At 71.9% G+C, this 24,991-nt stretch carries 23 protein-coding genes; 13 read left to right on the forward strand and 10 right to left on the reverse strand.

The window, feature by feature from the left end:
• The first annotated feature begins 19 nt into the window (after nt 1–19).
• Nucleotides 20–700: a YceI family protein gene (locus tag AB0I29_RS10740; RefSeq protein WP_357481384.1), complete on the forward strand. Its 681-nt coding sequence runs from the start codon at nt 20–22 to the stop codon at nt 698–700.
• A gap of 106 nt (nt 701–806) precedes the next feature.
• Nucleotides 807–1,973, forward strand: coding sequence for an aminotransferase class I/II-fold pyridoxal phosphate-dependent enzyme (locus tag AB0I29_RS10745; protein WP_357481388.1), 1,167 nt, complete (start codon nt 807–809; stop codon nt 1,971–1,973).
• Nucleotides 1,974–2,059: 86 nt separating this feature from the next.
• On the opposite strand, the gene AB0I29_RS10750 is transcribed toward AB0I29_RS10745, so the two are convergent.
• On the reverse strand, nt 2,060–2,962 hold the full coding sequence (locus tag AB0I29_RS10750) for an SURF1 family protein (RefSeq protein WP_357481391.1): 903 nt from the start codon (nt 2,960–2,962) through the stop codon (nt 2,060–2,062).
• A gap of 178 nt (nt 2,963–3,140) precedes the next feature.
• Between AB0I29_RS10750 and AB0I29_RS10755 the strand changes: the two genes are divergently transcribed.
• The 3 genes from AB0I29_RS10755 to AB0I29_RS10765 are packed head-to-tail and all read left to right on the forward strand — an operon-like array spanning nt 3,141 to nt 8,984.
• On the forward strand, nt 3,141–5,630 hold the full coding sequence (locus AB0I29_RS10755) for a phosphoketolase family protein (RefSeq protein WP_357481394.1): 2,490 nt from the start codon (nt 3,141–3,143) through the stop codon (nt 5,628–5,630).
• 34 nt (nt 5,631–5,664) lie between these two features.
• Nucleotides 5,665–7,767 (forward strand): phosphate acetyltransferase, encoded by a 2,103-nt coding sequence (gene pta / locus AB0I29_RS10760; RefSeq protein ID WP_357481397.1) that lies wholly within the window; start codon nt 5,665–5,667, stop codon nt 7,765–7,767.
• On the forward strand, nt 7,764–8,984 hold the full coding sequence (locus AB0I29_RS10765) for an acetate kinase (protein ID WP_357481400.1): 1,221 nt from the start codon (nt 7,764–7,766) through the stop codon (nt 8,982–8,984). Before pta ends, AB0I29_RS10765 begins: the two co-directional genes overlap by 4 nt.
• Here the strand turns inward: AB0I29_RS10765 and AB0I29_RS10770 are convergent.
• The gene (locus AB0I29_RS10770; RefSeq protein ID WP_357481403.1) at nt 8,981–9,532 is read right to left on the reverse strand and encodes a MarR family transcriptional regulator; all 552 of its coding nucleotides are present in this window, start codon (nt 9,530–9,532) and stop codon (nt 8,981–8,983) included. The genes AB0I29_RS10765 and AB0I29_RS10770 overlap by 4 nt on opposite strands.
• Nucleotides 9,533–9,596: 64 nt before the next feature.
• On the opposite strand from AB0I29_RS10770, the gene AB0I29_RS10775 reads away from it, so the two are divergent.
• The 5 genes from AB0I29_RS10775 (at nt 9,597) to AB0I29_RS10795 (ending at nt 13,529) form a co-directional block, all read left to right on the forward strand.
• Nucleotides 9,597–10,691, forward strand: coding sequence for an LLM class flavin-dependent oxidoreductase (locus AB0I29_RS10775; RefSeq protein ID WP_357481406.1), 1,095 nt, complete (start codon nt 9,597–9,599; stop codon nt 10,689–10,691).
• Nucleotides 10,688–11,350 (forward strand): NAD(P)-binding domain-containing protein, encoded by a 663-nt coding sequence (locus AB0I29_RS10780; RefSeq protein WP_357481409.1) that lies wholly within the window; start codon nt 10,688–10,690, stop codon nt 11,348–11,350. The genes AB0I29_RS10775 and AB0I29_RS10780 overlap by 4 nt, the downstream gene beginning before the upstream one ends.
• On the forward strand, nt 11,347–11,799 hold the full coding sequence (locus tag AB0I29_RS10785; protein ID WP_357481412.1) for a GNAT family N-acetyltransferase: 453 nt from the start codon (nt 11,347–11,349) through the stop codon (nt 11,797–11,799). The genes AB0I29_RS10780 and AB0I29_RS10785 overlap by 4 nt, the downstream gene beginning before the upstream one ends.
• A gap of 157 nt (nt 11,800–11,956) precedes the next feature.
• A complete protein-coding gene (locus AB0I29_RS10790; protein WP_357481414.1) occupies nt 11,957–12,868 on the forward strand; it encodes a DUF4031 domain-containing protein in 912 nt (303 codons plus the stop codon).
• A gap of 37 nt (nt 12,869–12,905) precedes the next feature.
• Complete coding sequence (locus tag AB0I29_RS10795) at nt 12,906–13,529, forward strand: YdcF family protein (protein ID WP_285101090.1); 624 nt, start codon at nt 12,906–12,908, stop codon at nt 13,527–13,529.
• An 18-nt stretch (nt 13,530–13,547) separates the two neighbouring features.
• Here the strand turns inward: AB0I29_RS10795 and AB0I29_RS10800 are convergent, their stop codons facing one another.
• The 4 genes from AB0I29_RS10800 to AB0I29_RS10815 all read right to left on the reverse strand — a co-directional run bounded on the left by AB0I29_RS10800 (nt 13,548) and on the right by AB0I29_RS10815 (nt 17,468).
• Entirely contained in the window at nt 13,548–14,030 is a 483-nt protein-coding gene (locus tag AB0I29_RS10800; RefSeq protein WP_357481418.1) for a hotdog fold domain-containing protein, read from the reverse strand.
• A gap of 88 nt (nt 14,031–14,118) precedes the next feature.
• Nucleotides 14,119–15,753 carry a succinic semialdehyde dehydrogenase gene (locus AB0I29_RS10805; RefSeq protein ID WP_285101086.1) on the reverse strand — a complete coding sequence of 545 codons (1,635 nt, stop codon included), beginning with the start codon at nt 15,751–15,753 and terminating at the stop codon, nt 14,119–14,121.
• A gap of 114 nt (nt 15,754–15,867) precedes the next feature.
• A complete protein-coding gene (locus AB0I29_RS10810) occupies nt 15,868–16,347 on the reverse strand; it encodes a GNAT family acetyltransferase (protein WP_285101085.1) in 480 nt (159 codons plus the stop codon).
• Nucleotides 16,344–17,468 (reverse strand): GuaB3 family IMP dehydrogenase-related protein, encoded by a 1,125-nt coding sequence (locus AB0I29_RS10815; RefSeq protein WP_285101083.1) that lies wholly within the window; start codon nt 17,466–17,468, stop codon nt 16,344–16,346. The genes AB0I29_RS10810 and AB0I29_RS10815 overlap by 4 nt, the downstream gene beginning before the upstream one ends.
• 139 nt (nt 17,469–17,607) lie before the next feature.
• On the opposite strand from AB0I29_RS10815, the gene AB0I29_RS10820 reads away from it, so the two are divergent.
• Complete coding sequence (locus AB0I29_RS10820; protein ID WP_285101082.1) at nt 17,608–18,330, forward strand: exonuclease domain-containing protein; 723 nt, start codon at nt 17,608–17,610, stop codon at nt 18,328–18,330.
• Nucleotides 18,331–18,379: 49 nt separating this feature from the next.
• Here AB0I29_RS10820 and AB0I29_RS10825 read toward each other — a convergent pair whose 3' ends face one another.
• On the reverse strand, nt 18,380–19,018 hold the full coding sequence (locus AB0I29_RS10825) for a Rid family hydrolase (RefSeq protein ID WP_285101081.1): 639 nt from the start codon (nt 19,016–19,018) through the stop codon (nt 18,380–18,382).
• A 352-nt stretch (nt 19,019–19,370) separates the two neighbouring features.
• Between AB0I29_RS10825 and AB0I29_RS10830 the strand changes: the two genes are divergently transcribed.
• Nucleotides 19,371–20,984, forward strand: a complete 1,614-nt coding sequence (locus AB0I29_RS10830; RefSeq protein WP_285101079.1) for an FAD-dependent oxidoreductase — start codon at nt 19,371–19,373, stop codon at nt 20,982–20,984.
• 104 nt (nt 20,985–21,088) lie between these two features.
• Here the strand turns inward: AB0I29_RS10830 and guaB are convergent, their stop codons facing one another.
• Both guaB and AB0I29_RS10840 read right to left on the reverse strand, forming a co-directional pair.
• Nucleotides 21,089–22,603 carry an IMP dehydrogenase gene (guaB, locus tag AB0I29_RS10835; protein ID WP_285101077.1) on the reverse strand — a complete coding sequence of 505 codons (1,515 nt, stop codon included), beginning with the start codon at nt 22,601–22,603 and terminating at the stop codon, nt 21,089–21,091.
• A gap of 67 nt (nt 22,604–22,670) precedes the next feature.
• Nucleotides 22,671–23,927, reverse strand: a complete 1,257-nt coding sequence (locus AB0I29_RS10840; RefSeq protein WP_285101075.1) for a MerR family transcriptional regulator — start codon at nt 23,925–23,927, stop codon at nt 22,671–22,673.
• Between the two features lie 191 nt (nt 23,928–24,118).
• On the opposite strand from AB0I29_RS10840, the gene AB0I29_RS10845 reads away from it, so the two are divergent.
• Complete coding sequence (locus tag AB0I29_RS10845; RefSeq protein ID WP_020016179.1) at nt 24,119–24,406, forward strand: WhiB family transcriptional regulator; 288 nt, start codon at nt 24,119–24,121, stop codon at nt 24,404–24,406.
• Nucleotides 24,407–24,587: 181 nt separating this feature from the next.
• On the opposite strand, the gene groES is transcribed toward AB0I29_RS10845, so the two are convergent.
• Nucleotides 24,588–24,884: a co-chaperone GroES gene (gene groES, locus AB0I29_RS10850; RefSeq protein WP_020016178.1), complete on the reverse strand. Its 297-nt coding sequence runs from the start codon at nt 24,882–24,884 to the stop codon at nt 24,588–24,590.
• Nucleotides 24,885–24,991 lie beyond the last annotated feature (107 nt).

The following is a 24,991-nucleotide window of genomic DNA, read 5'->3' on the forward strand; positions in this document are numbered from 1 at the left end:
CGCGTGGGAGCGTAGAGCCATGGGCCGGAAGATCGTCATCGTGCTCGGAGTGCTCGTCGTCGTGCTGGGCCTCGGGTTCCTCGCCACGCGCATCTACGCGGCGATGCAGACGGGCGACGACGTGCCCGCGCCCGCCGTCGGCTCGTCCGCGCCCGCTGCGACGGCGGACCCCGCCGACCTCGACGGCGACTGGACCGTGGCCGACGGCTCCGAGGCCGGCTACCGCGTGGACGAGGTGCTGTCCGGCCAGGACGTCACCGTCGTCGGCCGCACCGGGCAGGTGGCGGGCTCCGGCACCGTGACCGACGGCGAGCTCACCGCCGCGGCCGTCGAGGTCGACCTCGCGAGCATCACCACCGACGAGTCCGCCCGGGACAGCCAATTCCAGGGCATCCTCGACACCCGCACCTACCCCACGGCGACCTTCGAGCTCACGGACCCCGTGGACATCACGGCGGTGGCCGACGGCGAGACCGTCTCCGTGGACGCGCCCGGCACGATGACCATCAAGGGCGTCGCCCAGGAGGTCACCGCGGACCTGGAGATCCGGCTGGCGGACGACGGCGGCGACGTCGTCGCCGAGCTCGCCGCGACCGTGCCCGTCACGTTCGCGGACTACGGCGTCGAGGCCCCCGACCTGGGCTTCGTCACGGTGGAGGACGACGGGTTCGTCGAGGCCGAGCTGACGCTCACGCACTGACCGCAGGGCCCCAAGCACTGGTCGCTAAGCACTGGTCGCTGCGCCGCCCCCGTTCGGCCTCCGGGCACCCGGACGGCGCCCGCGCCGCACCTGGTTCAATGCGAACGTGAACGCCCACCCCTTCGACGCCCTCACCGCCGACCGCCTCCGCGCGAACGGCAGCCTCAAGTGGACGGCCTTTCCCGGCACGATCGGGGCCTGGGTCGCGGAGATGGACTTCCCGACCGCCCCGCCGATCGCCGCCGCGCTGCACGACGCCGTGGACCGCAGCCTGCTCGGCTACCTCCCGCCGGCCCTCGTGACGGGCATGTCCGAGGCGTACGCGGGCTTCGCCGCCGACCGCTACTCCTGGACCGTGGACCCGGCGCGGGTGCGGCCGGTCTCCGACGTGCTCACCGCGCTGGAGCAGACGGTGGCGCACTTCAGCCGGCCCGGGTCGCCGGTGATCGTGCCCACGCCGTCGTACATGCCGTTCCACACCCTGCCCGGCGAGCTGGGCCGCAAGGTGATCCAGGTGCCGATGGCGCGGGACGCCGACGGCCGGTACTCCTACGACCTCGACGCGCTGGACGCCGCGTTCGCCGCGGGCGCGCACCTCATGATCCTGTGCAACCCGCACAACCCGATCGGCCGGGTGCTCGAACCCGCCGAGATGCTGGCCGTGGCCGAGGTCGTCGACCGGCACGGCGGCCGCGTCTTCGCCGACGAGATCCACGCCCCGCTGGTCCACCCCGGCCGCCGGCACGTCCCGTACGCGTCACTGAACGAGACGACGGCGGGCCACACCGTGACCGCCACGTCCGCGTCGAAGGCGTGGAACCTGCCGGGCCTCAAGTGCGCGCAGCTCGTCCTGTCCAACGACGCCGACGTGCGGCTCTGGGACGAGGTCGGCGAGCGCGTCGAGGAGGGCGCGTCCACCCTCGGCATCCTGGCCAACCAGGTCGCCTACACCGAGGGCCGCGACTGGCTGGACGACGTGCTCGGCTACCTGCGCGGCAACGTCACGCGGCTGGGCGAGCTGCTCGACGGGAGCGGCATCGGCTACCGCGCGCCCGAGGGCACGTACCTGACCTGGCTGGACTGTCGGGGCCTCGACCTGCCCGGCGCGCCCGCGAGCGCCGCCGCCTGGTTCCAGGAGCACGCGGGCGTCGTCCTGGTCGACGGCGCCGAGTGCGGCGACGCCGGCCGCGGCTTCGTGCGGTTCAACGCGGGCATGCCGCGCCCGCTCGTCGAGAAGGCGGCGCAGCGGATGCTGGCGGCCCTGAACGGCTGACGCTCCTCACGTTTGAGGCCCCGGATTTCTTCGCTTTCAGGGGTCTGAAAGCGAAGAAACCCGGGCCTCGAAGGTGAGGGTGCGGCTCACGCCGCGGGCAGCCCCGCGATGCCCGTGTCGGCGTCGGTCGGCGCGCCGCCGCGGCGTCCGCCGGCCATCTCGTCGCGCACGAGGCGCACCCACAGCAGCACGGCGAACCCGCCGAACAGCCACCACTGCAGCGCGTAGAAGATGTTCTGCAGGTTGGCGCCCGAGCCGCCGTCGATCGTGGGGCGCGGCAGGGCGGCGACCCCGCCCTCCTCGGGCGACCCCGGACCCGACGTCAGAACGGCGTACCCGGTGTAGATGGGCCCGCCCCACTCGTTGACCAGGGCGCTCAGGGCGATCTGCTCGGTCTGCCCGTCCTGGACGGCGGCGCTGCCCGACGTCGACTCGCCCGCCTGCAGCCAGCCCGTCACCGTGACCTCCCCCTCCGGCAGGGCCAGCGCCGCGGCGTCGGCGGGCGCGGCCACCCAGCCCTGGACGAGCGCGAGCACCGGCGCGCCGGACAGGTCGGCCCAGGACGCGCCGTCAGTGCCGTCGTCGGACACGCGGAAGGGGGTCAGGACGAGGTAGCCGACCCGGCCCTCCAGCACCCGGCCCGGGACGAGCAGCGTGCCGGACGGCTCGTACTCGCCGGCCACCCGGACCTCACGCCCGACAAGCTCGCCGGGAAAGGTCTCCTGCGGCGTGAGCACGTCGCCCAGCCAGGCCGGGCCCGCGGCGGCGGCCTCGGCCGCCTCCTGCTGCGCGGCCAGCTCCGCCCGCTCGTAGGCGCGGTCGAGCTGCCAGGCGCCCAGCCGGCCGCACACGAACGCCGCCAGCACGAACACGAGCAGCAGCCCGATCATCCGGGGCTGCCGGGCCACCTGGAGAAAGGTACGGCGCTCGGTGACGGGTTCGACGTCGATCACCTTCGAGGGGGATGTGCTGGGGGCACTGACGGGCATAGCCTCAACGGTAGCCGCCGTCGGCGGGTCAGCGGCACAGGTCACCGGGACGTTCTGTCGGACGCGTCACAGATCACCGGGCCGGGCGGTCGTCTCGCGTGTATGGCGGTTGTGCGTTCGAATGAACGGGCAGCAGACCGGCACGGATCCACACGTAACCCCAGCAGGAGCGTGAGCGATGACGACGACCACAGTCCCCGACTCCCCCGCCACCGGATGGCGCACCTCCGGTGTCGCCGAGCTGGCCCCCGCCGACCTGGAGCGCATCGACGCCTGGTGGCGGGCCGCCAACTTCCTCTCGGTGGGCCAGATCTACCTCCTGGACAACCCGCTCCTGCGTGAGCCCCTGACCGCGGACCACGTGAAGCCGCGCCTGCTGGGCCACTGGGGCACCACACCGGGGCTGAACTTCCTGTACGCGCACCTGAACCGCGCCATCAAGGAGCGTGAGCAGCAGACGGTCTACGTCACGGGCCCCGGCCACGGCGGCCCGGGGCTGGTCGCCTCCGCGTACCTGGACGGCACGTACTCCGAGGTCTACAGCGACATCACGGAGGACACGGAGGGGGTCCGGCGCCTGTTCCGGCAGTTCTCCTTCCCGGGCGGCATCCCGAGCCACGTCGCGCCCGAGACGCCGGGGTCGATCCACGAGGGCGGTGAGCTCGGCTACGCCCTGAGCCACGCCTACGGCGCGGTCTTCGACAACCCCGATCTGCTCGTCGCGGCCGTGGTGGGCGACGGCGAGGCCGAGACCGGCCCGCTGGCCACCTCCTGGCACTCGAACAAGTTCGTCAACCCGGCCCAGGACGGCGTCGTCCTGCCGATCCTGCACCTCAACGGCTACAAGATCGCCAACCCGACCGTCCTGGCGCGCATCTCGCACCGGGAGCTGAACGACCTCATGGTCGGCTACGGCCACAAGCCGTACTTCTTCGACGGCGGGTACGACGAGAACGAGGCGCCGCTCGACACGCACCGCCGGTTCGCGGCGCTGCTCGACGAGGTGCTCGACGAGATCGCGGCGATCAAGGCCCGGGCGGCGCAGGGCGACCTCAGCCGCCCGATGTGGCCCATGATCGTGTTCCGCACGCCCAAGGGGTGGAGCGGCCCGGCGGAGATCGACGGCAAGAAGACCACGGGGTCGTGGCGCGCGCACCAGGTGCCGCTCGCGAACGCGCGGGACACCCAGGAGCACCTGAAGGTCCTGGAGAACTGGCTGCGGTCCTACCGGCCGGAGGAGCTGTTCGACGCCGACGGCCGCGTGCTGCCCGAGATCACCGCGCTCGCGCCGGAGGGCGCGCTGCGGATGAGCGCCAACCCGCACGCGAACGGCGGGCTGCTGCTCAAGGACCTGCGCCTGCCGGACTTCCGCGACTACGCGGTGGACGTCCCGGTCCCCGGCGGGTCGACGTCGGAGGCGCCGCGCGTGCTGGGCCAGTGGCTCACCGACGTGATCCGGCTCAACCCCGACAACTTCCGCATCTTCGGGCCGGACGAGACGGCGTCGAACCGCCTGCAGGCCGTGTACGAGGTGACGGACAAGCAGTGGAACGCCGAGTACATCGGGCCAGAGGTGGACGAGCACATGGCCCGCGCCGGCCGGGTCATGGAGATGCTGAGCGAGCACCAGGTGCAGGGCTGGCTGGAGGGCTACCTCCTGACCGGCCGGCACGGGCTGCTGACCAGCTACGAGGCGTTCATCCACATCGTCGACTCGATGTTCAACCAGCACGCCAAGTGGCTCAAGGTCACCAACCACATCCCGTGGCGGCGGCCCATCGCGTCCCTGAACTACCTGCTGTCCAGCCACGTCTGGCGCCAGGACCACAACGGGTTCAGCCACCAGGACCCCGGGTTCATCGACCACGTGGTGAACAAGAAGGCCGAGATCGTGCGGGTGTACCTCCCGCCGGACGCCAACACCCTGCTGTCCACCTACGACCACTGCCTGCGCAGCCGCCAGTACGTCAACGTGGTGGTGTCGGGCAAGCAGCCGGCGCCGAACTTCCTGGACATGCCCACCGCGATCGAGCACTGCACGCGCGGCCTCGGCATCTGGGAGTGGGCGGGCACGGAGGTGGCGGGCGAGCAGCCCGACGTCGTCCTGGGCTGCGCGGGCGACGTGCCCACGCTGGAGGTGCTTGCCGCGGCCGACATCCTGCGCCGCGAGCTGCCGGACCTCAAGGTGCGTGTGGTCAACGTCGTGGACCTCATGCGGCTGCAGGACGCCAAGGAGCACCCGCACGGTCTCACCGACTCCGAGTTCGACGGCCTGTTCACGGCGGGCCGGCCCGTCGTCTTCGCGTACCACGGCTACCCGTGGCTCATCCACCGCCTCACCTACCGGCGCACGGGCCACGTGAACTGGCACGTGCGCGGGTACAAGGAGGAGGGCACGACGACGACGCCGTTCGACATGGTCATGCTGAACGACCTGGACCGGTACCACCTTGTGATCGATGTCATCGACCGGGTGCCGCAGCTCGGCAGCGCCCAGGCCGGGCTGCGCCAGCGCATGCAGGACGCGCGGCTCCGTGCGCGTGCCTGGACCCGGGAGCACGGCGACGACCTCCCCGAGGTGCGCGACTGGGTGTGGCCCGACGCCCAGGACCAGTCCGACGCCGGTCAGGTTGACGCTACGCTCGGCACTGGTGGAGACAACGAGTAGCAGCAAATCCCACGAAGTGAACACGGAGCGACACGTGACCGGCGCAACCCGCAGCATCGTCATCGCGAGCCCGGAGGGCGAGAGCGGAAAGTCGACGGTCGCGCTCGGCGTGCTCGACCTGCTGGTCCGCAAGGGCCAGCGGGTCGGGGTCTTCCGGCCCGTCTCGCGCGCGACCGAGGCCGAGGACTCGAGCGGCGAGCGCGACCATGTGCTGGAGCTCCTCCTGGAGCACGACGGCGTCGACATCTCGTACGACGACGCCGTCGGCGTCACCTACGCCGACCTGCACACCGACCCCGAGGACGCGCTGAGCCGCATCGTGTCCCGGTTCCACGACCTCGCCGCGCGCTGCGACTCGGTGGTGATCCTCGGCACCGACTACACCGACGTCGCCGGGCCCACCGAGCTCTCGTTCAACGCGCGCATCGCCGCGAACCTGGGCGCGCCGGTGCTGCTCGTCGTCTCGGGCCGCGAGCGCACCCCCGAGGGCGTGCGGGCCCTGGCCGACGTGAGCCTCGCCGAGCTGGCGGCGCACCACGCGCAGGCGATCGGCCTGGTGGTGAACCGCTCGGACACCCACAGCGCACGGGAGATCCGGACCGTGCTGGCCGAGGCCCAGCCCGACCTGCCCGTGTGGACCATCCCCGAGGAGCCGTTCCTGCAGGCCCCGACCGTGAGCCAGCTCCTGGAGGCCGTGGACGGCACGCTCGTGCTGGGCGACCCCGAGCTGCTCGGCCGCGAGGCCCTCGACGTGCAGGTCGGGGCCATGAGCTTCGAGCACCTCTTGGAGCGGCTGATCGACGGCGCCGTCGTGATCACCCCGGGCGACCGCACCGACCTGCTGATCGGGCTGCTCGCGACGCACATGACGCCGTCGTTCCCGTCGCTGGCCGGCATCATCCTGAACGGCGGGTTCTACCCGCAGGGCCGCCCGGCGCAGCTCCTGGAGGCCATGCGCCCCAAGCTGCCGATCATCACCACGGACCTGGGCACCTACCGCACGGCCCGCGCGGCGGCGACCACGCGCGGGCGCGTGGACAAGAACTCGGTGCGCAAGGTCGAGACGGCGCGCGCCCTGTTCGAGCGCAACGTCGACTCCGCCGCGCTGGCCGCACGCCTGGACCTGCCGCGGCCGGAGGTGGTCACGCCGCTCATGTTCGAGTACCAGCTCATCGAGCGGGCCCGCGCCGACCGGCGGCACATCGTGCTCCCGGAGGGCGGCGACGACCGCATCCTGCGCGCCGCCTCGACCGTGCTGGCCCGGCAGATCGCGGACCTGACGATCCTGGGCGCCGAGGAGCCGATCCGCGCCCGCGCCGCCGAGCTGGGCCTGGACATCGAGGCCGCGCGCGTCCTGTCGCCGCACGACCCCGAGCACGTCGAGAAGTTCGCCGCCGAGTACGCGCGGCTGCGCGCCCACAAGGGCATGACGGTCGAGCGGGCGCGAGAGATCGTCACCGACGTGTCCTACTTCGGCACGATGATGGTGCACCTGGGCCTCGCCGACGGCATGGTGTCGGGCGCGGCCCACTCGACGGCGCACACCATCCGGCCGTCGTTCGAGATCATCAAGACCAAGCCCGGCACGTCGTCGGTCTCGTCGGTGTTCCTCATGTGCCTGGAGGACCGGGTGCTCGTGTACGGCGACTGCGCCGTCATCCCCGACCCGACGTCGGAGGAGCTCGCCGACATCGCCGTCTCCTCCGCGGCCACCGCCCGCCAGTTCGGCGTGGAGCCGCGCATCGCGATGCTCTCCTACTCCACGGGCGAGTCCGGCACGGGCGCCGACGTCGACAAGGTGCGCACCGCCACGGGGCTGGTGCGGGAGCGCACGCCCGAGCTCGACGTCGAGGGCCCCATCCAGTACGACGCCGCCGTGGACGCCTCGGTCGCGGCGTCCAAGCTCCCCGGGTCCGACGTCGCCGGGCGCGCGACCGTGTTCGTCTTCCCCGACCTGAACACGGGCAACAACACGTACAAGGCGGTGCAGCGCTCGGCGGGCGCCGTCGCCGTCGGGCCGGTGCTGCAGGGCCTGAACAAGCCGGTCAACGACCTGTCGCGCGGGGCGCTGGTGCAGGACATCGTGAACACCGTGGCGATCACGGCGATCCAGGCGCTGACCAAGGAGTCCGCATGAGCACCGTCCTCGTCCTCAACTCCGGTTCCTCGTCGCTGAAGTACCAGCTCGTCGACCCTGACTCGGGCGAGGCGGTCGCCGGCGGCATCGTCGACCGGATAGGCCAGTCCTCGGGCACGGTCAAGCACGAGACGGGCGGCGAGAGGGTCGTGCGCGACCTCGACGTGCCCGACCACGGCGAGGCGCTGCGCGTCGTCAAGGGCATGTTCGACGAGGTGGGGCCGTCGCTCGCGGAGGCAGGCATCGTCGCCGTCGGGCACCGGGTGGTGCACGGTGGCGACGTCTTCTCGGCCCCGGCCCTGCTCGACGACGACGCCGTCGAGGCGATCCGCGCGCTGATCCCCCTCGCCCCGCTGCACAACCCGGCCAACGTGACCGGCATCGAGGTGGCGCGGGAGCTGCTGCACGTGCCGCACGTCGCGGTGTTCGACACCGCGTTCTTCGCCTCGCTGCCGGCCGCCGCCTCGGCGTACGCGCTGGACCGCAAGGTCGCCGCCGAGCACGGCGTGCGCCGGTACGGCTTCCACGGCACGTCGCACCAGTTCGTGTCGACGGCGGTGGCCGCGCACCCCGCCGTCGTCGCGAAGCTCGACGCCGAGGGGCGCGGCCCGGAGACGCTGCGGCAGGTGGTGCTGCACCTGGGCAACGGCGCGTCGGCGTCGGCGATCCTGGACGGGCGGCCCCTAGACACCTCGATGGGCCTGACGCCGCTGGAGGGCCTTGTCATGGGCACCCGGTCGGGCGACATCGACCCCGGCGTCGTGTTCCACCTCATGCGGGGCGGGATGTCCGGGAGCGACGTCGACACCCTGCTCAACAAGAAGTCCGGCGTGCTCGGCCTGTCCGGCGTCAGTGACATGCGCGAGCTGCGCAAGCTCGTCGCCGCCGGTGACGCCGACGCGCGCCTCGCCCGCGACGTCTACCTGCACCGGCTCCGCAAGTACGTGGGCGCGTACGCGGCGGTGCTCGGCGGGATCGACGTGCTGACGTTCACCGCGGGCGTCGGCGAGAACGATCACACGATCCGCTCGGGCGTGGTGCGGGAGCTGAAGTTCCTGGGGCTGACGATCGACCCGGCCGCCAACGAGGCGGCGTCGGGCGAGGCGCGGGTGATCTCGGCCGGGTCCGGCGCGGAGGCGCCGTTGGTGATGGTGGTGCCGACCAACGAGGAGCTGGCGATCGCGCGGCAGGCGGCTGCGCTGGTCGCGGCGGGCTAGGTCGCGGCCGGTGAAGGCACGACCGGTGGGGGCGCGGACGTCGGCGTCCTCGGCGCCGGACTCTTCCCGTCGGTGGCGATCGGGGGAAGGCCGAGGTGCGCGCGCAGCGCAGCGGTGGCCTCGCCCAGGACGTCGAGCTGCTCGTCGGTGAACGCGTCGAGGAAGGTCTCCTTGATCGCCTGCAGGTGCGGCACGGTGCTCGTGCGGAACGCGCGCTCACCCTCGTCGGTGAGCACGACCTGCGACCCGCGGGCATCCTCGGCGCACGGCTCGCGGCGCACCAGCCCGCGCTTCTCCATCCGCCCCAGGTGGCCGGAGAGCCGGCTGCGCTCCCACTCGATGTGCGCGGCCAGCGTGGACGAGCGGAGCGTGTGGTCCTCCGCCTCGCTGAGCGCCAGCAGCACCCGGTAGTCGCCGTTGGAGAGCTCCGAGTCCTGGTGCAGGCGCGCCTCGAGCCGGTTGCGGAGGATGTCGTAGGTCTCGATGTATCCCCGCCAGATCGCGAGCTCACGTCGCGTAGGCATGCTCCGGCGCTTCGACGTCGCCATCGCCCCTCCTCCGTGGGTTATTGACATGTGAACTATATGGCGAGATGATTCACGTGTCAATCAAATGAGCACCCAGAAGGGGCTGGTCATGGTGGATGTCTCGCAGATCGAGTTCGGTATCGACAGCTTCGGCGACCTGCCGCGCGACGAGCACGGTGATGTCGTCTCGCACGCGGAGGCGATCCGCGCCGTCGTCGCCGAGGCGGTCCTGGCGGACCAGGTGGGCATCGACGTCATCGCACTGGGCGAGCACCACCGCCCCGAGTACGCGATCTCCAGCCCGGAGACGGTCCTCGCCGGCATCGCGACGGCGACCGAGCGCGTCAAGCTCGCGTCGGGCGTGACCGTGCTGTCGTCGGACGACCCGGTCCGGGTCTTCCAGCGGTTCGCGACCGTCGACGCACTCTCGAACGGGCGCGCCGAGGTGATCCTGGGCCGCGGTTCCTTCACCGAGTCGTTCCCCCTGTTCGGCTACGACCTGAAGGACTACGACACGCTGTTCGAGGAGAAGATCGACCTCTTCAGCCACCTCCTCGACGAGAAGCCGGTCACGTGGGAGGGCACGATGCGCGCGTCGCTGCAGGAGGCCGACGTCTTCCCGAAGACCGAGTCCGGGCGGCTCAAGACCTGGGTCGGCGTGGGCGGGACGCCGCAGTCGGTGCTCCGCACCGCCTACTACGGTTTCGGTCTCATGCTCGCGATCATCGGCGGGCCGCCCGACCGGTTCGCACAGTACGTGGAGCTCTATCGGCGGGCGCACGAGAAGCTGGGCACCACGCCGCAGCCCGTCGGCATGCACTCGCCGGGCTTTGTCGCCGCCACGGACGAGGAGGCGAAGGAGCTGTACTACCCCGGGTACCGGGAGATCCGCGACCGGATCGGCGCGCTGCGCGGCTGGCCGCCCCTGCGCCGGGACGAGTTCGAGGCCGACGTGGAGCAGGGCTCGCTGTACGTCGGGTCGGTCGACACGGTCGCGCGCAAGATGGCGCGAGCGATCCGCGTCCTGGATGTCGGCCGGTTCGACATGATCTACTCCTCGGCCGGCTCGGTGTCGGCCGACGCGCGGCTGCGCTCGGTCGAGCTCTACGGCACCCAGGTGATCCCGCGGGTCCGGGAGCTGCTGGCAGAGCAGCCCAGCACCGCCGGGGCGGCGCTTTGAACGCCGGGACGACCATCGGAATCCTCGGGGCCGGCAAGGTCGGCACCGTCCTCGCGCGGCTGGCCGTAGCCGCCGGTTACCGCGTGCTGATCTCGGGGTCGGGCGATCCCGAGCGGATCGCGCTGACCACCGAGGTGCTCACCCCCGGGGCGTCGGCGGTGTGGCCCGCCGAGGCCGCGTCCGCCGACGTCGTCGTCCTCGCGCTCCCCCTCGGCAAGCACGACGGGCTCCCGGTCGCGGACCTCGCGGGCCGGCTCGTCGTCGACGCGATGAACCACTGGTGGGAGGTCGACGGCCCGCGCGAGGAGATCGTCCCGCGTGACCTCTCGTCGAGCGAGTTCGTGGCGCGGCTGCTGCCCGGCGCGCGGGTCGTGAAGGCCTTCAACCACATGGGCTATCACGACCTCGAGGACGGCTCCCGCCCCGCGGACGCCGTCGGGCGCAAGGCCATCGCCCTGGCCGGCGACTCCCCCGACGACCTCTCCGTCGTTGCCGAGGTAATCGACGCGCTCGGGTTCGACCCGCTCGTGATCGGTGACCTCGGAGCGGGCGCCCGGCTCGAGCCGGGTACCCCGGCGTTCGGCGCGAACGTAGGCCTCGACGAACTGCGTACGCTGACCGGGACGCCCGCGCCCACGACCGTTCTGGAGGCCTCATGAAGGACAGGACCGGCGAGTCCGTCAGCGTCACGCTGAACACGGGTCGCCCGATCGGCGCGTACGCCGTCCATGTCGACGGCGGGGCCGCGGTGGGGCGGGCCGACTTCGTGGACCCGCTCGACGGCGGTGCCGTGGGTGAAGGCGTGGGCGACGACGGCGGCGTCGGCCACGACCGGATCTTCTTCCACACCGAGGTCGACGACGCGTACGGCGGGCGCGGCCTCGCGGGCATCCTGGTGCGCGAGGCCCTCGCCGACAGCATCCGCAGGAACATCGTCGTCGTCCCGGTGTGCCCGGTGTTCGCGGCACACCTGGAGAAGCACGGCGACGAGTACGTGGCGGCGGGCGGGGCGTTCCGCCAGCCGACCAAGGATGACATCGCGCAGGTCACCCAGGCGGTACGGGAGCACCGCGCGACGTCGCAGCAGGTGGAGCGGCCGAGCGAGTAGGGCGCGGCGGACGCCGCCGGCATCGTCGACCGCGTCGTCGAGCTACGGCTTCATCACCGACAGGCCGCCTACCGGCAGCTTCTCGACGAACCAGTGCTCGCGCGCCTGCGGGATGACGATGACCGCCCACCCCTCCCAGGAGCGCTAGCCTCACCCCGTGACCCTCTTCATCGACCCGCCGGCCTGGCCCGCGCACGGGACGCTCTTCTCCCACCTGGTCTCGGACGGGTCGCTGCACGAGCTCCGGCTCTTCGCCCGGGCGGCGGGCGTGCCCGACCGCGCGCTCGACCTCGACCACTACGACATCCCCGCCGAGCGGTACGACGACCTGGTCGCTGCGGGTGCGGTGCCGATCGGGGGCAAGGAGCTGGCCCGACGCCTGGCCGAATCTGGCCTGCGCGTCTCCGGCGCCGAGCGGAACCGCTCCAAGCGGGCGGCGCTCCTGAGCCGGTGGGACGGGCTGTGGGCCGACCCGAGCCTGGCCCGCGACGCCGGCACGGACCTGGTCGACCGCTGGCGCGAGCCGCACCGGGTCTACCACACGACGTTCCACCTGGCCGCGGCCCTGGACGCGCTCGACGTCGTCGCGGCCGAGAGCCGCGTCGCCGACCGAAGCCTCTGGCGCGCTCGCCTCGCCCTCTGGTTCCACGATGCCGTGCACGACGGCGTGGCGCAGCAGGACGAGGAGCGGTCCGCCGAGCTCGTCGCCGAGCTGCTCGGCCCGCTCGCCGGCGCCGGCGTCACCAGCGCGGACATCGACGAGACCGCCCGCCTGGTCATGGTGACCGCCGACCACGCCCCGGCCGACGACGACGTCATCGGCGGCCTGGTCAGCGACGCCGACCTCGCCGTGCTGGGCGGCAGCCCGACCGTCTACACGCGGTACGCCCACCAGGTCCGCGCCGAGTACTGCGACGTGCCCGACCCCCTGTTCCGCGCCGGCCGGTCCGAGGTGCTCCGCACCCTGCTGGCGGGCGGCCCGCTCTTCCGCACCGCCCCGGGCACCACGCGCTGGCAGGACGCGGCACGCTCCAACCTGACGGCCGAGCTGGCGACCCTCGCGGCGTGAGCCGGGTACCGGCCCGGAGACGGTAGCGTTCCCCGACGTGACTCCCCTCAAGGTCTCCGCGATCGTCGCGGGCGTGCTCGCCGTTGCCTTCACCGTCCCCGTCGTCGCAGTTCAGGCCACGGGGCACGCCCGCGTGCGCAGCGACGCGAGCGAGATCGAGAAGGCCGACGCCGTCATCGTGCTCGGGGCCGGGCTCCGCAGCGACGGCACGCCGTCGACCTACCTGCGCCGCCGGGTCGAGGGCGGTGCCGAGCTGTACCGCGCGGGCGTCGCGCCCACGGTGATCCTGAGCGGCGACGCCCACGACAACGCGGACGGCACCCGGTACGACGAGCCCGCCTCGATGCGCGCCTGGCTCCTGGACAACGACCTCGGCGTGCCCGACGACGCGATCGTGCTGGACCGCGAGGGCTTCAACACCACGGCCACCTGCCGCCGGGCGCACGACCTGTACGGGGTACGCACCGCCGTCGTCGTCACGCAGGACTACCACCTGCGCCGCACGCTCTACTCCTGCGTGGAGGCCGGGCTGGACGCCGTGGGTGTCGGCGTCAGCGCCGCCAGCGTGCAGCCGGTGCAGTGGGCCTGGTGGCACGTGCGCGAGCTGCCGGCGAGCTGGAAGGCGGCGGTCCGCTCGCTGGGCCGACGCCGCCTCCGCTGACGGTTCCTGGCGAACGGGTCACTTCTTCTTCGGGGTGACCCACAGGTGGATCGTGCCCTCGACCACCACGGTCCCGTCCGCGAGCACGCCGCGCACGCGCACGGGCAGGTCCTTGTCGTCGCCGTCCCACTGCGCCTGGTCGGTCTCGGCCACGCACGTGACGTCGCCGGTCGACTTGGCGAGGTAGGACACCTCCATGCCCTTGGGCAGCCACCGCTTGTCGTCGGGCACGGTGGCCTCCGCGAGGGAGCCCATGGCCATCTCCAGCCCGTTGCAGACGGCGATCGCGTGCACCGTGCCGATGTGGTTGCGGTTGCGCCACCGGTTCGGCACGACCACCTCGCCGTAGTTCGGCCGCATGTCGACCACGCGCGGGGCGATGGTCCCGAAGTAGGGGGCCTTGAAGCTGTAGGCCACGCTGAAGATCCGCTTCCCGAGCAGCCCGCCGATCACCGGCAGCGAGTTGGCGGACTTCCAGAAGGCGTGGAGCTGCGTCGTCATGCGGGTGAGCGTACTCGCCCCGGTGACGACCGTTCACTCCTTCGACGACCGTACGGCCTTCGCCCCGGCCGTGCGGAACGCCAAGCCCTCAGGACATGCGCAGCTTGCGCATGACCCCCAGCGCCGTGGTGAGCACCCGGCTCGGGGTGTCCCCGCCCAGGCCGTAGAGGTTGTCGAGCGTGGCGCCGATGCGGGCGCCACGCGACGTCACCACGGTCTGCTGGCGCGTCAGCCCGGTGATCGACGCCGCCCCGTGCCGCCCGCCGAGCCCGGAGGCCTTCCAGCCGCCGAGCGGCGCGGAGACCGAGCCCCAGGTCATCGTGTAGCCGTCGTTGATCGCGACCGAGCCGGTCTCGATCCGCGCGGCCACCCGGCGCGCCCGGGCTACGTCCCGGGACCAGACGGCGGCGTGCAGCCCGTACTCGGTGTCGTTGATGACGGTGACGGCGTCCTCGTCGCAGTCGACCCGCGTGATCGTGACGACGGGCCCGAACGTCTCCTCGCGTGCCACCACGGCCTGCGCCGGTACGTCGTCGAGCACGGTCGGCGCGTAGAAGTACGGGCCGACGTCGGCGCGGTGCACCCCGCCGGCGAGCACCCGGGCGCCCCGGGCCAGCGCGTCGTCCACGTGCGCCGTCACCTTGTCGAGCTGCGCGGCGGAGGTCAGCGAGCCGATGTCGGCCGAGTAGTCGAGGGCCGGGCTGAGCCGCAGGTTCCGCACCGCGCGCACGAACTTCGCGACGAACTCGTCGGCGATCGCCTCGTGCACCACCAGACGTTCGACGGACACGCACAGCTGGCCCGCGTTCGAGAAGCAGGCCCGAACGATGCCGGGCACCACCGCGTCGACGTCGACGTCCTCCGCCACGTAGAGCGCGTTCTTGCCGCCGAGCTCCAGCGTGGCCCCGATGAGCCGCTCGCCGGCCCGCGCCGCGACCTTGCGGCCCGTCGCGGTCGACCCGGTGAACGCGACGTGATCCACGTGCTCGACCAGCGCCTCGCCCACCTCGGGGCCGCCGGCGACCACCTGGAACAGGCCCGCCGGCAGGCCGGCGTCGTCCAGGGCCTCGGCCGCCCACAGGGCGGTGAGCGTGGTCTGCGGGTCCGGCTTGAGCACCACGGCGTTGCCGGCCAGGAGCGCGGGCAGCGCCTCCGAGAGCGCGAGCACGAGCGGGTAGTTCCAGGGTGCGATGGCGCCGACGACGCCGACCGGCCGGCGGTGCACCTGCACGCCCGTGAGCAGCGGGACCATGCCCCCGGTCCGACGGGACGCGAGGTAGCGCTCGCCGCGCACGGCGTAGTGCCGGGCGACCTGCGCGATGTCCGCGATCTCCTCGAAGGCGGCGCGCCGCGACTTGCCGGTCTCGAGCTGGATCAGGTCGAGCGCCTCGGACTGTCTCTCCAGGACGATGCGGCCGAGCCGCAGGAGCACCCCGGCACGGTCGCGCACCGAGAGGCGCGCCCAGCCGCGCTGCGCCACCCGCGCGCGGACGACGGAAGAGGCCACGTCGTCGGCGGAGGAGATCGGAAAGGTCACGAGCGGAGCACCCGTGAACGGGCACATCGAGCGGTGCGTACCGGAAGCCTCGGACGTCGCGATCCGCGCCACGAGCGGCGCCATCACTCCGGGCTCGAGGACGAAGGTTCCCTGCGGGTGCTCAGGGTCGAGCACCCCGCCGACGGCACCACTCGCGGCTGCGTCGGCTGCTGTGTCGTCGATCATGGCGGCCACCCTACGCGCAAAACCCTGCACCACGTATTGATAGATGTGTGAAACTGACTTTCATAGCGTTTCGTCGCAGCGGCTGCGATCTCGCCACGTACCGCGCTGTCGCGGCTAGTTCGGCTCGACCCAGCGGCCCAGCACGGAGGTCTCCTGGTCGGCGTAGCCGAGCCGCTCGTAGAACCCGAGCACGTCCGTGTTGGTGGTCCGCACCATGAGCTGGATCTTGCGCGCCCCGCGTGCCACCAGCCACGCCTCGGCGGCCACGACGGCCGCCCGGCCCAGCCCGCTGCCCTGCAGCCCGGGCGCGACGGCCACGTAGTAGAGCCAGCCGCGGTGCCCGTCGTACCCGGCCATCGCGGACGCAGCCACCCGGCCGTCCACGCGCGCGACGAGGACCGTCGAACCGTCACCCGCGCGGGCGTCGGCGATGTCCAGGTGCGGGTCGTTCCAGGGCCGGGTCAGCCCGCACTCCCGCCACAGCTCGACCACCTGGTCGACGTCGGCGTCGGTGATCTCGACGAACTCGCCGTCTGCCACGGGCGCCGCGGCGAGGACCGGGGAGAGCGGCTCGCCGCTCCGCACGGCGCTCACCGGGGCTGGTACGGGGAGACGACGACCTCGACCCGCTGGAACTCCTTGAGGTCGGAGTAGCCGGTCGTGGCCATGGCCCGGCGCAGGGCACCCACGAGGTTGAGGGTGCCGTCGGCCTGCTTGCCCGGCCCGAAGAGGATCTCCTCCAGCGTGCCGACCGTGCCCACCTCGACGCGCTCGCCGCGCGGGAGCTGCGGGTGGTGCGCCTCGGGGCCCCAGTGGAAGCCCTTCCCGGGCGCCTCGGCGGCCCGTGCGAGCGCGGCGCCGAGCATGACGGCGTCCGCGCCGCAGGCCACGGCCTTGACGATGTCGCCGGAGTGCCCCACGCCGCCGTCGGCGATCACGTGCACGTACCGGCCGCCCGACTCGTCGAGGTAGTCGCGGCGGGCCGCGGCGACGTCGGCCACCGAGGTGGCCATGGGCGCGTGGATGCCGAGGCTCACGCGAGTGGTGTGGGCGGCGCCGCCGCCGAAGCCGACGAGCACGCCCGCGGCGCCCGTGCGCATGAGGTGGAGCGCCGCGGTGTACGTCGAGGCCCCGCCGACGACGACGGGCACGTCCAGCTCGTAGATGAACCGCTTGAGGTTGAGCGGCTCGGCGTTGCCCGACACGTGCTCGGCCGAGACCGTGGTGCCGCGGATGACGAACAGGTCGACACCGGCGTCGACCACCGTCTTGTAGAACTCCTGCGTGCGCTGCGGGGTGAGCGCGCCGGCCACCGTGACGCCCGCGGACCGGATCTCCTTGAGGCGCTGGGTGATCAGCTCCGGCTTGATCGGCTCCGAGTAGATCGCCTGCATCCGGTGCGTCGCCTCGTCGGCCGGCAGCTCGGCGATCTCGGCCAGCAGCGGCTCGGGCGACTCGTACCGGGTCCACAGGCCCTCGAGGTCGAGCACGCCCAGACCGCCGAACCGGCCCAGCGCGACCGCGCTGTCCGGCGTCATCACCGAGTCCATCGGGGCCGCGACGATCGGCAGGTCGAAGTGGTACGCGTCGATCTGCCAGCCGACCGAGACGTCCTTCGGGTCGCGTGTGCGCCGGGACGGCACCACCGCGATGTCGTCGAAGGAATAGGCGCGCCGCCCACGCTTGCCGCGTCCGATCTCGATCTCGTTGCTCACCCGCCAAGCCTACCCATCGCTGCTGACCCGGCGCGCAGTGTCTCGTGATGTGCGGGGTGGCACGAACCACAGTGTCAGTGACCGGTGGCAGGGTTCTCCCTGGACGCACCGGGAAACCCGGACGAGCAGGGAGGACACCATGAACGAGACCTGGATCCACAGGCCGCTGCTGGGCTTCGACACCGAGACCACAGGGGTCGACGTCACGGGCGACCGCATCGTCACGGCAGCCCTCGTGCTGCGCACGCCCGGAGCGGGCACGGAGGTCCGCACCTGGCTGATGGACCCGGGCGTGGAGATACCGGAGGAGGCCGCGGCCATCCACGGCATCTCCACCGAGCACGCGCGTGCCCACGGCGTCGCACCCCTGGAGGCGCTGGAGGAGATCGCCGCCGAGCTCGCCCGGCACCTGGCCGACGGCGTCCCCGTGGTCGCCTACAACGCGGCCTTCGACCTCTCGCTGCTCGACGCCGAGCTCCAGCGCCACGGGCTCAAGACCCTGCCCCAGCGCCTGGGCCGCCCGGTCGAGCCCGTCGTGGACCCGCTGGTCATCGACCGCTGGCTGGACCGGTACCGCGCGGGCAAGCGCCGCCTCGGCGACCTCTCGGAGTGGTACGGCGTCACCTCCGACGGCGACCTGCACACCGCCGAGGTGGACGTGCTCGCCACGCTCGACGTGCTGGAGGCGCTGGCCCGCCGGTTCCCGCAGCTCGCCCGCATGCCCCTGGCCGACCTGCACCAGCAGCAGATCGGCGCGCACCGCCAGTGGGCGGTGAGCTTCAACGCGTGGCGCCGCGAGCAGGGCCTGACCGGGCCCGACGCGTCCGGCGCGTGGCCGGTGCAGCACTCGACGATCGACTGACCGGCAGAACCGGCAGCCGCGCCCCGGGGGGACCGGGGCGCAGCCCCGGTCAGCGCGGGTACACGGCGTCGACCTCGACCTCGACGAGCCAGCCGTCCACCGGAAGGTTCTCGACCTCCAGCGCGAAACGCGACGGCCGGGCCTCGTTGACGACCATCGGTTCGGTCGTCGACGACCCGAGCTGCACGTCGAGCACCTCGCCGGTGGCCAGGTTCGTGTTGGCGAAGAACTGGCGGTAGGCCCGGTTCCACCCGGCGAAGTCCATCTTCTCCGCACCCGCCGGGTTCTGCAGGAACACGCGCATCGAGACGACGTCGTCGTAGGACAGCCCGGCCTTCTCCAGGTTCTCGCCGATCCGCATCAGGGCGTTGATGCCCTGCGCCTCCGTGAGCGTGACGCCGGCGGGCAGCTCACCACCGGGGAAGACGTCGGTGGGGATGTACCTCTGCTCGGCAGTCACCCCGGGCGTCGTGTTACGGGCAGCCGGGCCGAGACCGGAGGACTTGTACCAGGAGACGTTCTTGCCGATGGCCACGCCGTCGGCGATGAGCGGGGTGTCCCCGGTGACGAACGAATGGGCTCGCGTGGGATCAGGGCGGAAGGCGTGGGCCGCGGCGAAGGCGGTCCCGGGGACCGCAATCGCGGCGGTGAGGACGACGGCGGTGATCAGCGCGGCACGGTTCTTCATGGTGCTCCTCCATCTGGCCGGACCGGGTGCGACGGCAGCACCCGGACGTGGTGGCCCGGTCGTTCGGCACCGGGTGGCGCGGACGCTAACCACGGGGAGTTTCAGAGGGATGTCCGCTTCGGGTCGGATCGGGAACGGCTTCGGCGCGCTGCTCGAATCGTTCCTGCGCAGACGCTGACCTGCCGCGAAACCCGGAAACAACATGGTTACCACGCGCAACTACGCAGAAACGACGGGGACTCGCAGCGGTGACCTGCGGTCCCTAGCGTCCGGCTCGGCGCTGACGGCGGTTCCTGGCTCCCCCACCAGGGCACGCCGCCCGTCAGGCCTGTCGACACGAGGGGTAGGGACCGTGGTCACCGAGAAGAGCACCTCCGGCGTCTCCCGCCGCAACTTCCTGCAGGCCGTCGGCGCGGGGTCCAGCGCCGGCGTCATGTTCGCGACGATGGGCGCGATGGGGCTGGCCCCCACCGCGGCCGCCCAGCCCAGGGCCGAGTCCTGGGTCCCCCCGCGGGGCGGCGACTTCACGCTGACCGGCCGCTCCGCCAAGAAGGTCGTCGTGGTCGGGGCCGGCCCGGCCGGCCTCGCGACCGCCTACGAGCTGCAGAAGGCCGGCTACCGGGTGACCGTGCTCGAGGCACGGCACCGCCCCGGCGGGCGCACCCTGACGATACGCGGCGGGGACAGCGAGACCGACATCAACGGTGTGCGGCAGACCGCGCGGTTCCCCGACGGCATCTACATGAACGCCGGCGCGGGCCGCATCGCCCAGTGGATGGTCACCATGGACTACATCCGCGAGCTGGGTGTGCCGTACGAGGTGTTCACCAACGCGAACGCCGACGCCTACCTCTACAACGAGCGGTCCGGCGCGACGCCGGGCAACCCCGTGCGGTACCGCACCGCCAAGGCGGACGTCTTCGGCTACACCTCGGAGCTGCTCCACCACGCCACCGACCAGGGCGCCCTCGACCAGAAGCTGACCGCCGCGGACAAGGACAACCTGCGCTCCTTCCTGCGAAGCTGGGGCTCGCTCAAGTCCGACGGCACCTACAGCGGCGGGAGCAACCGCGGCTTCGACGTCTATCCGTCGGCCTGGAACGAGCACGGCACCCCCCTGCCGGGACCGGGCACCGTCTCCGAGGTGCTGGCCTCGAAGGTGGGCCAGTACTTCCCGTTCGAGATCAACTGGGAACAGTCGATGCTGATGTTCCAGCCCAAGGGCGGCATGGACACGACCTACCAGTACCTGGTGCGGGCCATCGGCTCCCACAACGTGCAGTTCGAGTCGCCCGTCACCGGGGTCGAGAACACCAGCCGCGGGGTCAAGGTCACGTACACGCCCCGCAACGGCAGGGCGCGTCAGATCGAGGCGGACTTCGCTGTCGTCGCCGCGCCGGCGGGCCTCATGCGGCGGTGGGACACCAACTGGGGCACGGAGATCGACGCGGCGCTCGGCGAGTTCGCCGTGGGCTCCCCCGCGGGCAAGATCGGTCTGCAGTACCGGTCACGGTTCTGGGAGGACGACCACCGGATCTTCGGCGGGATCACCGAGACCGACATGGACCTGGCCCACGTCTGGTACCCGTCGTACGGGTACGGCGAGCGCAAGGGGCTGGTCGTGGGCTACTACAACACCGGCACCAACGCCCGCACGTACGCCGACCTGACCCCGAAGCAGCGCGAGCTGCGCGCCGTCGAGCAGGGCGTCAAGATCCACGGCGAGAAGTACCGCAGCGAGCTGGAGAGCTCGTTCTCCATCGCCTGGCACAAGGTGCCGTACATCGAGGGTGCGTGGGCCTACCCGAACACCTCCTCGGCAGGCTTCCGGCTGCTGCAGCAGGGGGCGGGCAACGTGTACTTCGCGGGCGACTGGATGTCGGAGGTGTCCGCGTGGCAGCACGGCGCCTTCTGGTCCGCCCGCTACGCGGTGCAGGCCCTGCACGCGCGGGTCATGTCGAGCTGACCCGACCTGTCCGCTGACGCCGAGCGCCAGAGACGTGTCAGACCCACAGGTCACCCGAGTGACCTGTGGGTCTGACACGTCGTGCGGGGTCGGCCAGGTGCGGGTCAGAACCCGCTGTAGTTCGGGGCCTCGACCGTCATCTGCACGTCGTGCGGGTGGCTCTCCTTGAGCGACGCCGACGTGATGCGGACGAACCGGCCGTTCTGCTGCAGCTCGGGAACGGTCCGCGCACCGGTGTAGAACATGGTCTGGTGCAGGCCGCCGATGAGCTGGTGCGCCACGGTGGCCAGCGGCCCCTTGTACGCGACCTGGCCCTCGATGCCCTCGGGCACGATCTTGTCGTCGCTGGTGACCTCGGCCTGGAAGTACCGGTCCTTGGAGTAGGACTTCTTGCCGCGCGAGGACATGGCACCCATCGAGCCCATGCCGCGGTAGGTCTTGAACTGCTTGCCGTTGACGAGCACCAGGTCGCCCGGGGTCTCCTCGCAGCCCGCGAACAGCGAGCCGAGCATCACGGACTCGGCGCCGGCCACGATGGCCTTGCCGATCTCGCCGGAGTGCTTGAGGCCGCCGTCGGCGATGACGGGCACGCCCGCCGGCTTGCAGGCGAGCGACGCCTCGTAGACGGCGGTGATCTGCGGCACGCCCACGCCGGTCACGACCCGGGTGGTGCAGATGGAGCCCGGTCCCACGCCCACCTTCACGGCGTCGGCCCCGGCGTCGACGAACGCCTGCGCGCCCTGGCGCGTGGCGACGTTCCCGCCGATCACCTGCACGTCCTTGGTGGCCGGGTCGGACTTGAGGCGCTTGACCATGTCGATCAGCATGCGCACGTTGCCGTGCGCGGTGTCGGCCACGAGCACGTCCACGCCGGCGTCGATCAGGGCGGTGGCGCGCTGCCACGCGTCGCCGAAGTAGCCGATCGCGGCGCCGACCATGAGGCGGCCCTGGCCGTCCTTGGACGAGTTCGGGAACTGCTCGGACTTCACGAAGTCCTTGACGGTGATGAGCCCCGTGATGCGGCCGTCGGGGTCGATCAGCGGGAGCCGCTCCAGCTTGTGCTTGCGCAGCAGCAGCGTGGCGTCGTCCCGAGAGATGCCGGCCGGGCCGGTGATGAGCGGCTGCGGCGTCATCACCTCGTCCACCTTGGTGGTGGCCCACTCGGCGACGGGCGTGAAGCGCAGGTCGCGGTTGGTGACCATGCCGATGAGCTTGTTCTCGGCGTCGACCACCGGGAAGCCGGAGATCCGGAACTGGCCAGCGAGGGTGTCGAGCTCCTCGAGCGTGGCGTCCGGGCCGATCGTGACGGGGTTGGTGATGATGCCGGTCTGCGTCCGCTTCACGAGGTCGACCTGGTAGGCCTGGTCCTCGATGGAGAGGTTGCGGTGCAGCACGCCGAGGCCACCCTGACGCGCCATGGCGATCGCCATGGCCGACTCGGTGACCGTGTCCATCGCCGCTGAGATCAGCGGGATCTTGAGCGAGATCTCGCGCGTGAGGCGAGACGTCGTGTCGATGTCCGACGGCGCCAGGTCGGAGTAACCCGGCAGCAGCAGGACGTCGTCATAGGTGAGCCCGAGGAAACCGAACGGGTCGCCCGGCGAGGTCTGGTCCGTCATGCAGCAAGTCTACGGCCGCCGCGGCCGCAGATCTCGGCCGGGCCGTGGTACCGGCCCGAGGCGTGCGTCACCTCGACTTGATGACGGCGAGCACCTCGTGCAGCAGCCCCGTGAACGAGCGCACCCGCTGCACCGTGGGCCCGAACGGCAGCTCCGTCGCCGCGGCGTCGGCCCGCAGCCCCACGAAGATCGGCAGCTCCGGATAGCTCTCGTTCACCGCGTGCACGACGTCGAGGTCGGGCTTGTTCTGCGTCGTCGCCAGCACGACGGCCGTCGGGCGGACCATGGTGACCAGCTCGACCGAGCGGTGGGTGCTCGCGGGACCCGTGACGATGCGCGCCATCGAACCCTGCGCGGCCAGCGCGGCGGCGAGCGCGTGCGCGGAGAGCGGCACCACCTCGTCGGGGGCGGCGAACACCAGCACGATCTTGCGCATCCGGCTCGGGTGGTTGGCCGGCGGGCCGCCCGCCTCCACCATGACCCGCTCGAACTCCTCGATGTAGTTGCGCAGCGCGCGCAGCGCAGCCGTCGCGAGCACCACCTCGGGCATCTCGCCGGGACCGGCCAGGACCGTCCGCTCGGACAGCCGGAGCCAGGCGGGCTCGACGAGCTCGGTCCACCAGACGGCCGGGTCGCCGTCCGGGCCGAGCACGAGGAGGTTGTCGCAGGCGGTCCGGCTGTACGCCAGAGCGGCGTCGACCAGGGCGGACACCCGGCCCGACGTCGGCGCCGGGGAGGCCGCGGACCGCGGCCCGCCGGCCGCTGCCGGGGCGCCACCGCCCGTCGCGCCACCGGGCAGGGCCCGCAGGCGCGCACGGCCGCGAGGCTCCTCGGAGCGCTCACGACCGGACGGCGGGGCGGGGTCGTCGGCCTCGTCCCCGGAGGTGGACGGCGTCGCGTCCGCCGGATCGGCCTCTCCCTCGGCGTCGGCCGGGGCCTCGACCGTGCCGACGAACTGCTCCGAGAAGTCCTGCTCGTCGCCGTCCGCCCCGCCCTCGACCTGGACCGCGGGCAGCGCCGGGGCGGTGCGCGTGGCGACCTCGAGCTCCGCGTCCCCTGCCTCGACGGCGGCGCGAGCGGCGTCCACCGGCGCCACGCCCTCGAGGGTCAGGCGGCGCATCACCAGGAGCCGGGCGACGTCGTCCGGCGTGTAGCGGCGGTGCGATCCTGCGGTGCGGCCCGAGGGACCGAGGCCGTATCGGCGGTCCCACGTGCGCAGGGTCGCGGGAGCGACCCCGAGGCGGCGGGCAACGGCAGCGACAGCCAGTCCGGGGCTGGATGCACGTGACCCGCCCGAGTTCTGGGCGGGTCGCGAAGAAGTCATGGACTCGATTCTGCCGACCTGGCCCTCTCCGCGCCACTGCGAAACCCGGCGTGCCGCCGATCTCGGTGGATTTCGGTTCACAATCATACAAATCCGGTCAGTGTCGACCTGCTTCTCGCTGACCCGATTCGAACCCGATGACGCGAAACTGCCCCTTGAACAACTTCTGCACAACTTGTAGGTTGTTCGCCATGACGGAGATCTCGAGGCTTCCCGGTCCGGTGATGGAACTGTGGGAATGGCAGTACCAGGGCGCGTGCCGCGACGCGGACGACACCCTCTTCTTCCACCCCGAGGGTGAGCGTGGCTCGACCCGCCGGCGGCGCGCCGAGGCCGCCAAGGCGATCTGCCGCTCCTGCCCCGTGATGATGCAGTGCCGCGAGCAGTCGCTCCGCGTGCGCGAGCCGTACGGCGTGTGGGGCGGGCTCAGCGAGGACGAGCGGTCGGCGATCCTCGCCGGCAAGTCCGTCTCCGCCTGACCCTGGGTGCACAACTTCTGACGCTTGAGGCGTGACGCGCTTCTGCCGCACGCCCTGTTGAAAACCTGCCCACTTCGACGCCGAAGCGGTAGGACAGCAACGACCACAACGGTCTCCGGACAAGACGAAGGCCCCGCACCGGTCCGGTGCGGGGCCTTCGTCTATCTGGCGCGGGCTGGGATCAGCCCACGACCACCGCGAGGACGTCGCGGGTCGAGAGCACCAGGTACTCCTCGCCCGCGTACTTGACCTCGGTGCCGCCGTACTTGGAGTAGATCACCTTGTCACCGACGGCGACGTCCAGCGGCACACGGTTGCCGTTGTCGTCGATGCGGCCCTGGCCAACGGCCAGAACCTCGCCCTCCTGGGGCTTCTCCTTGGCGGTGTCCGGGATGACCAGGCCGGAAGCGGTCGTGGTCTCGGCTTCGAGAGCCTTGACGACGATCCGGTCCTCGAGCGGCTTGATGGGGACCGACACGTCGGACCTCCTCTTTCGTGAGCGGATCGAGTGATCAGCTGCGTGGTTGACTGAGTGGCTCGAACGTTCGACGGTCCGCCGTCGTCGCGGGTGCCGGCGGGCACGAA

The sequence above is a fragment of the Promicromonospora sp. NPDC050262 genome (genome assembly GCF_040655935.1).
Classification (GTDB): Bacteria; Actinomycetota; Actinomycetes; order Actinomycetales; family Cellulomonadaceae; genus Promicromonospora.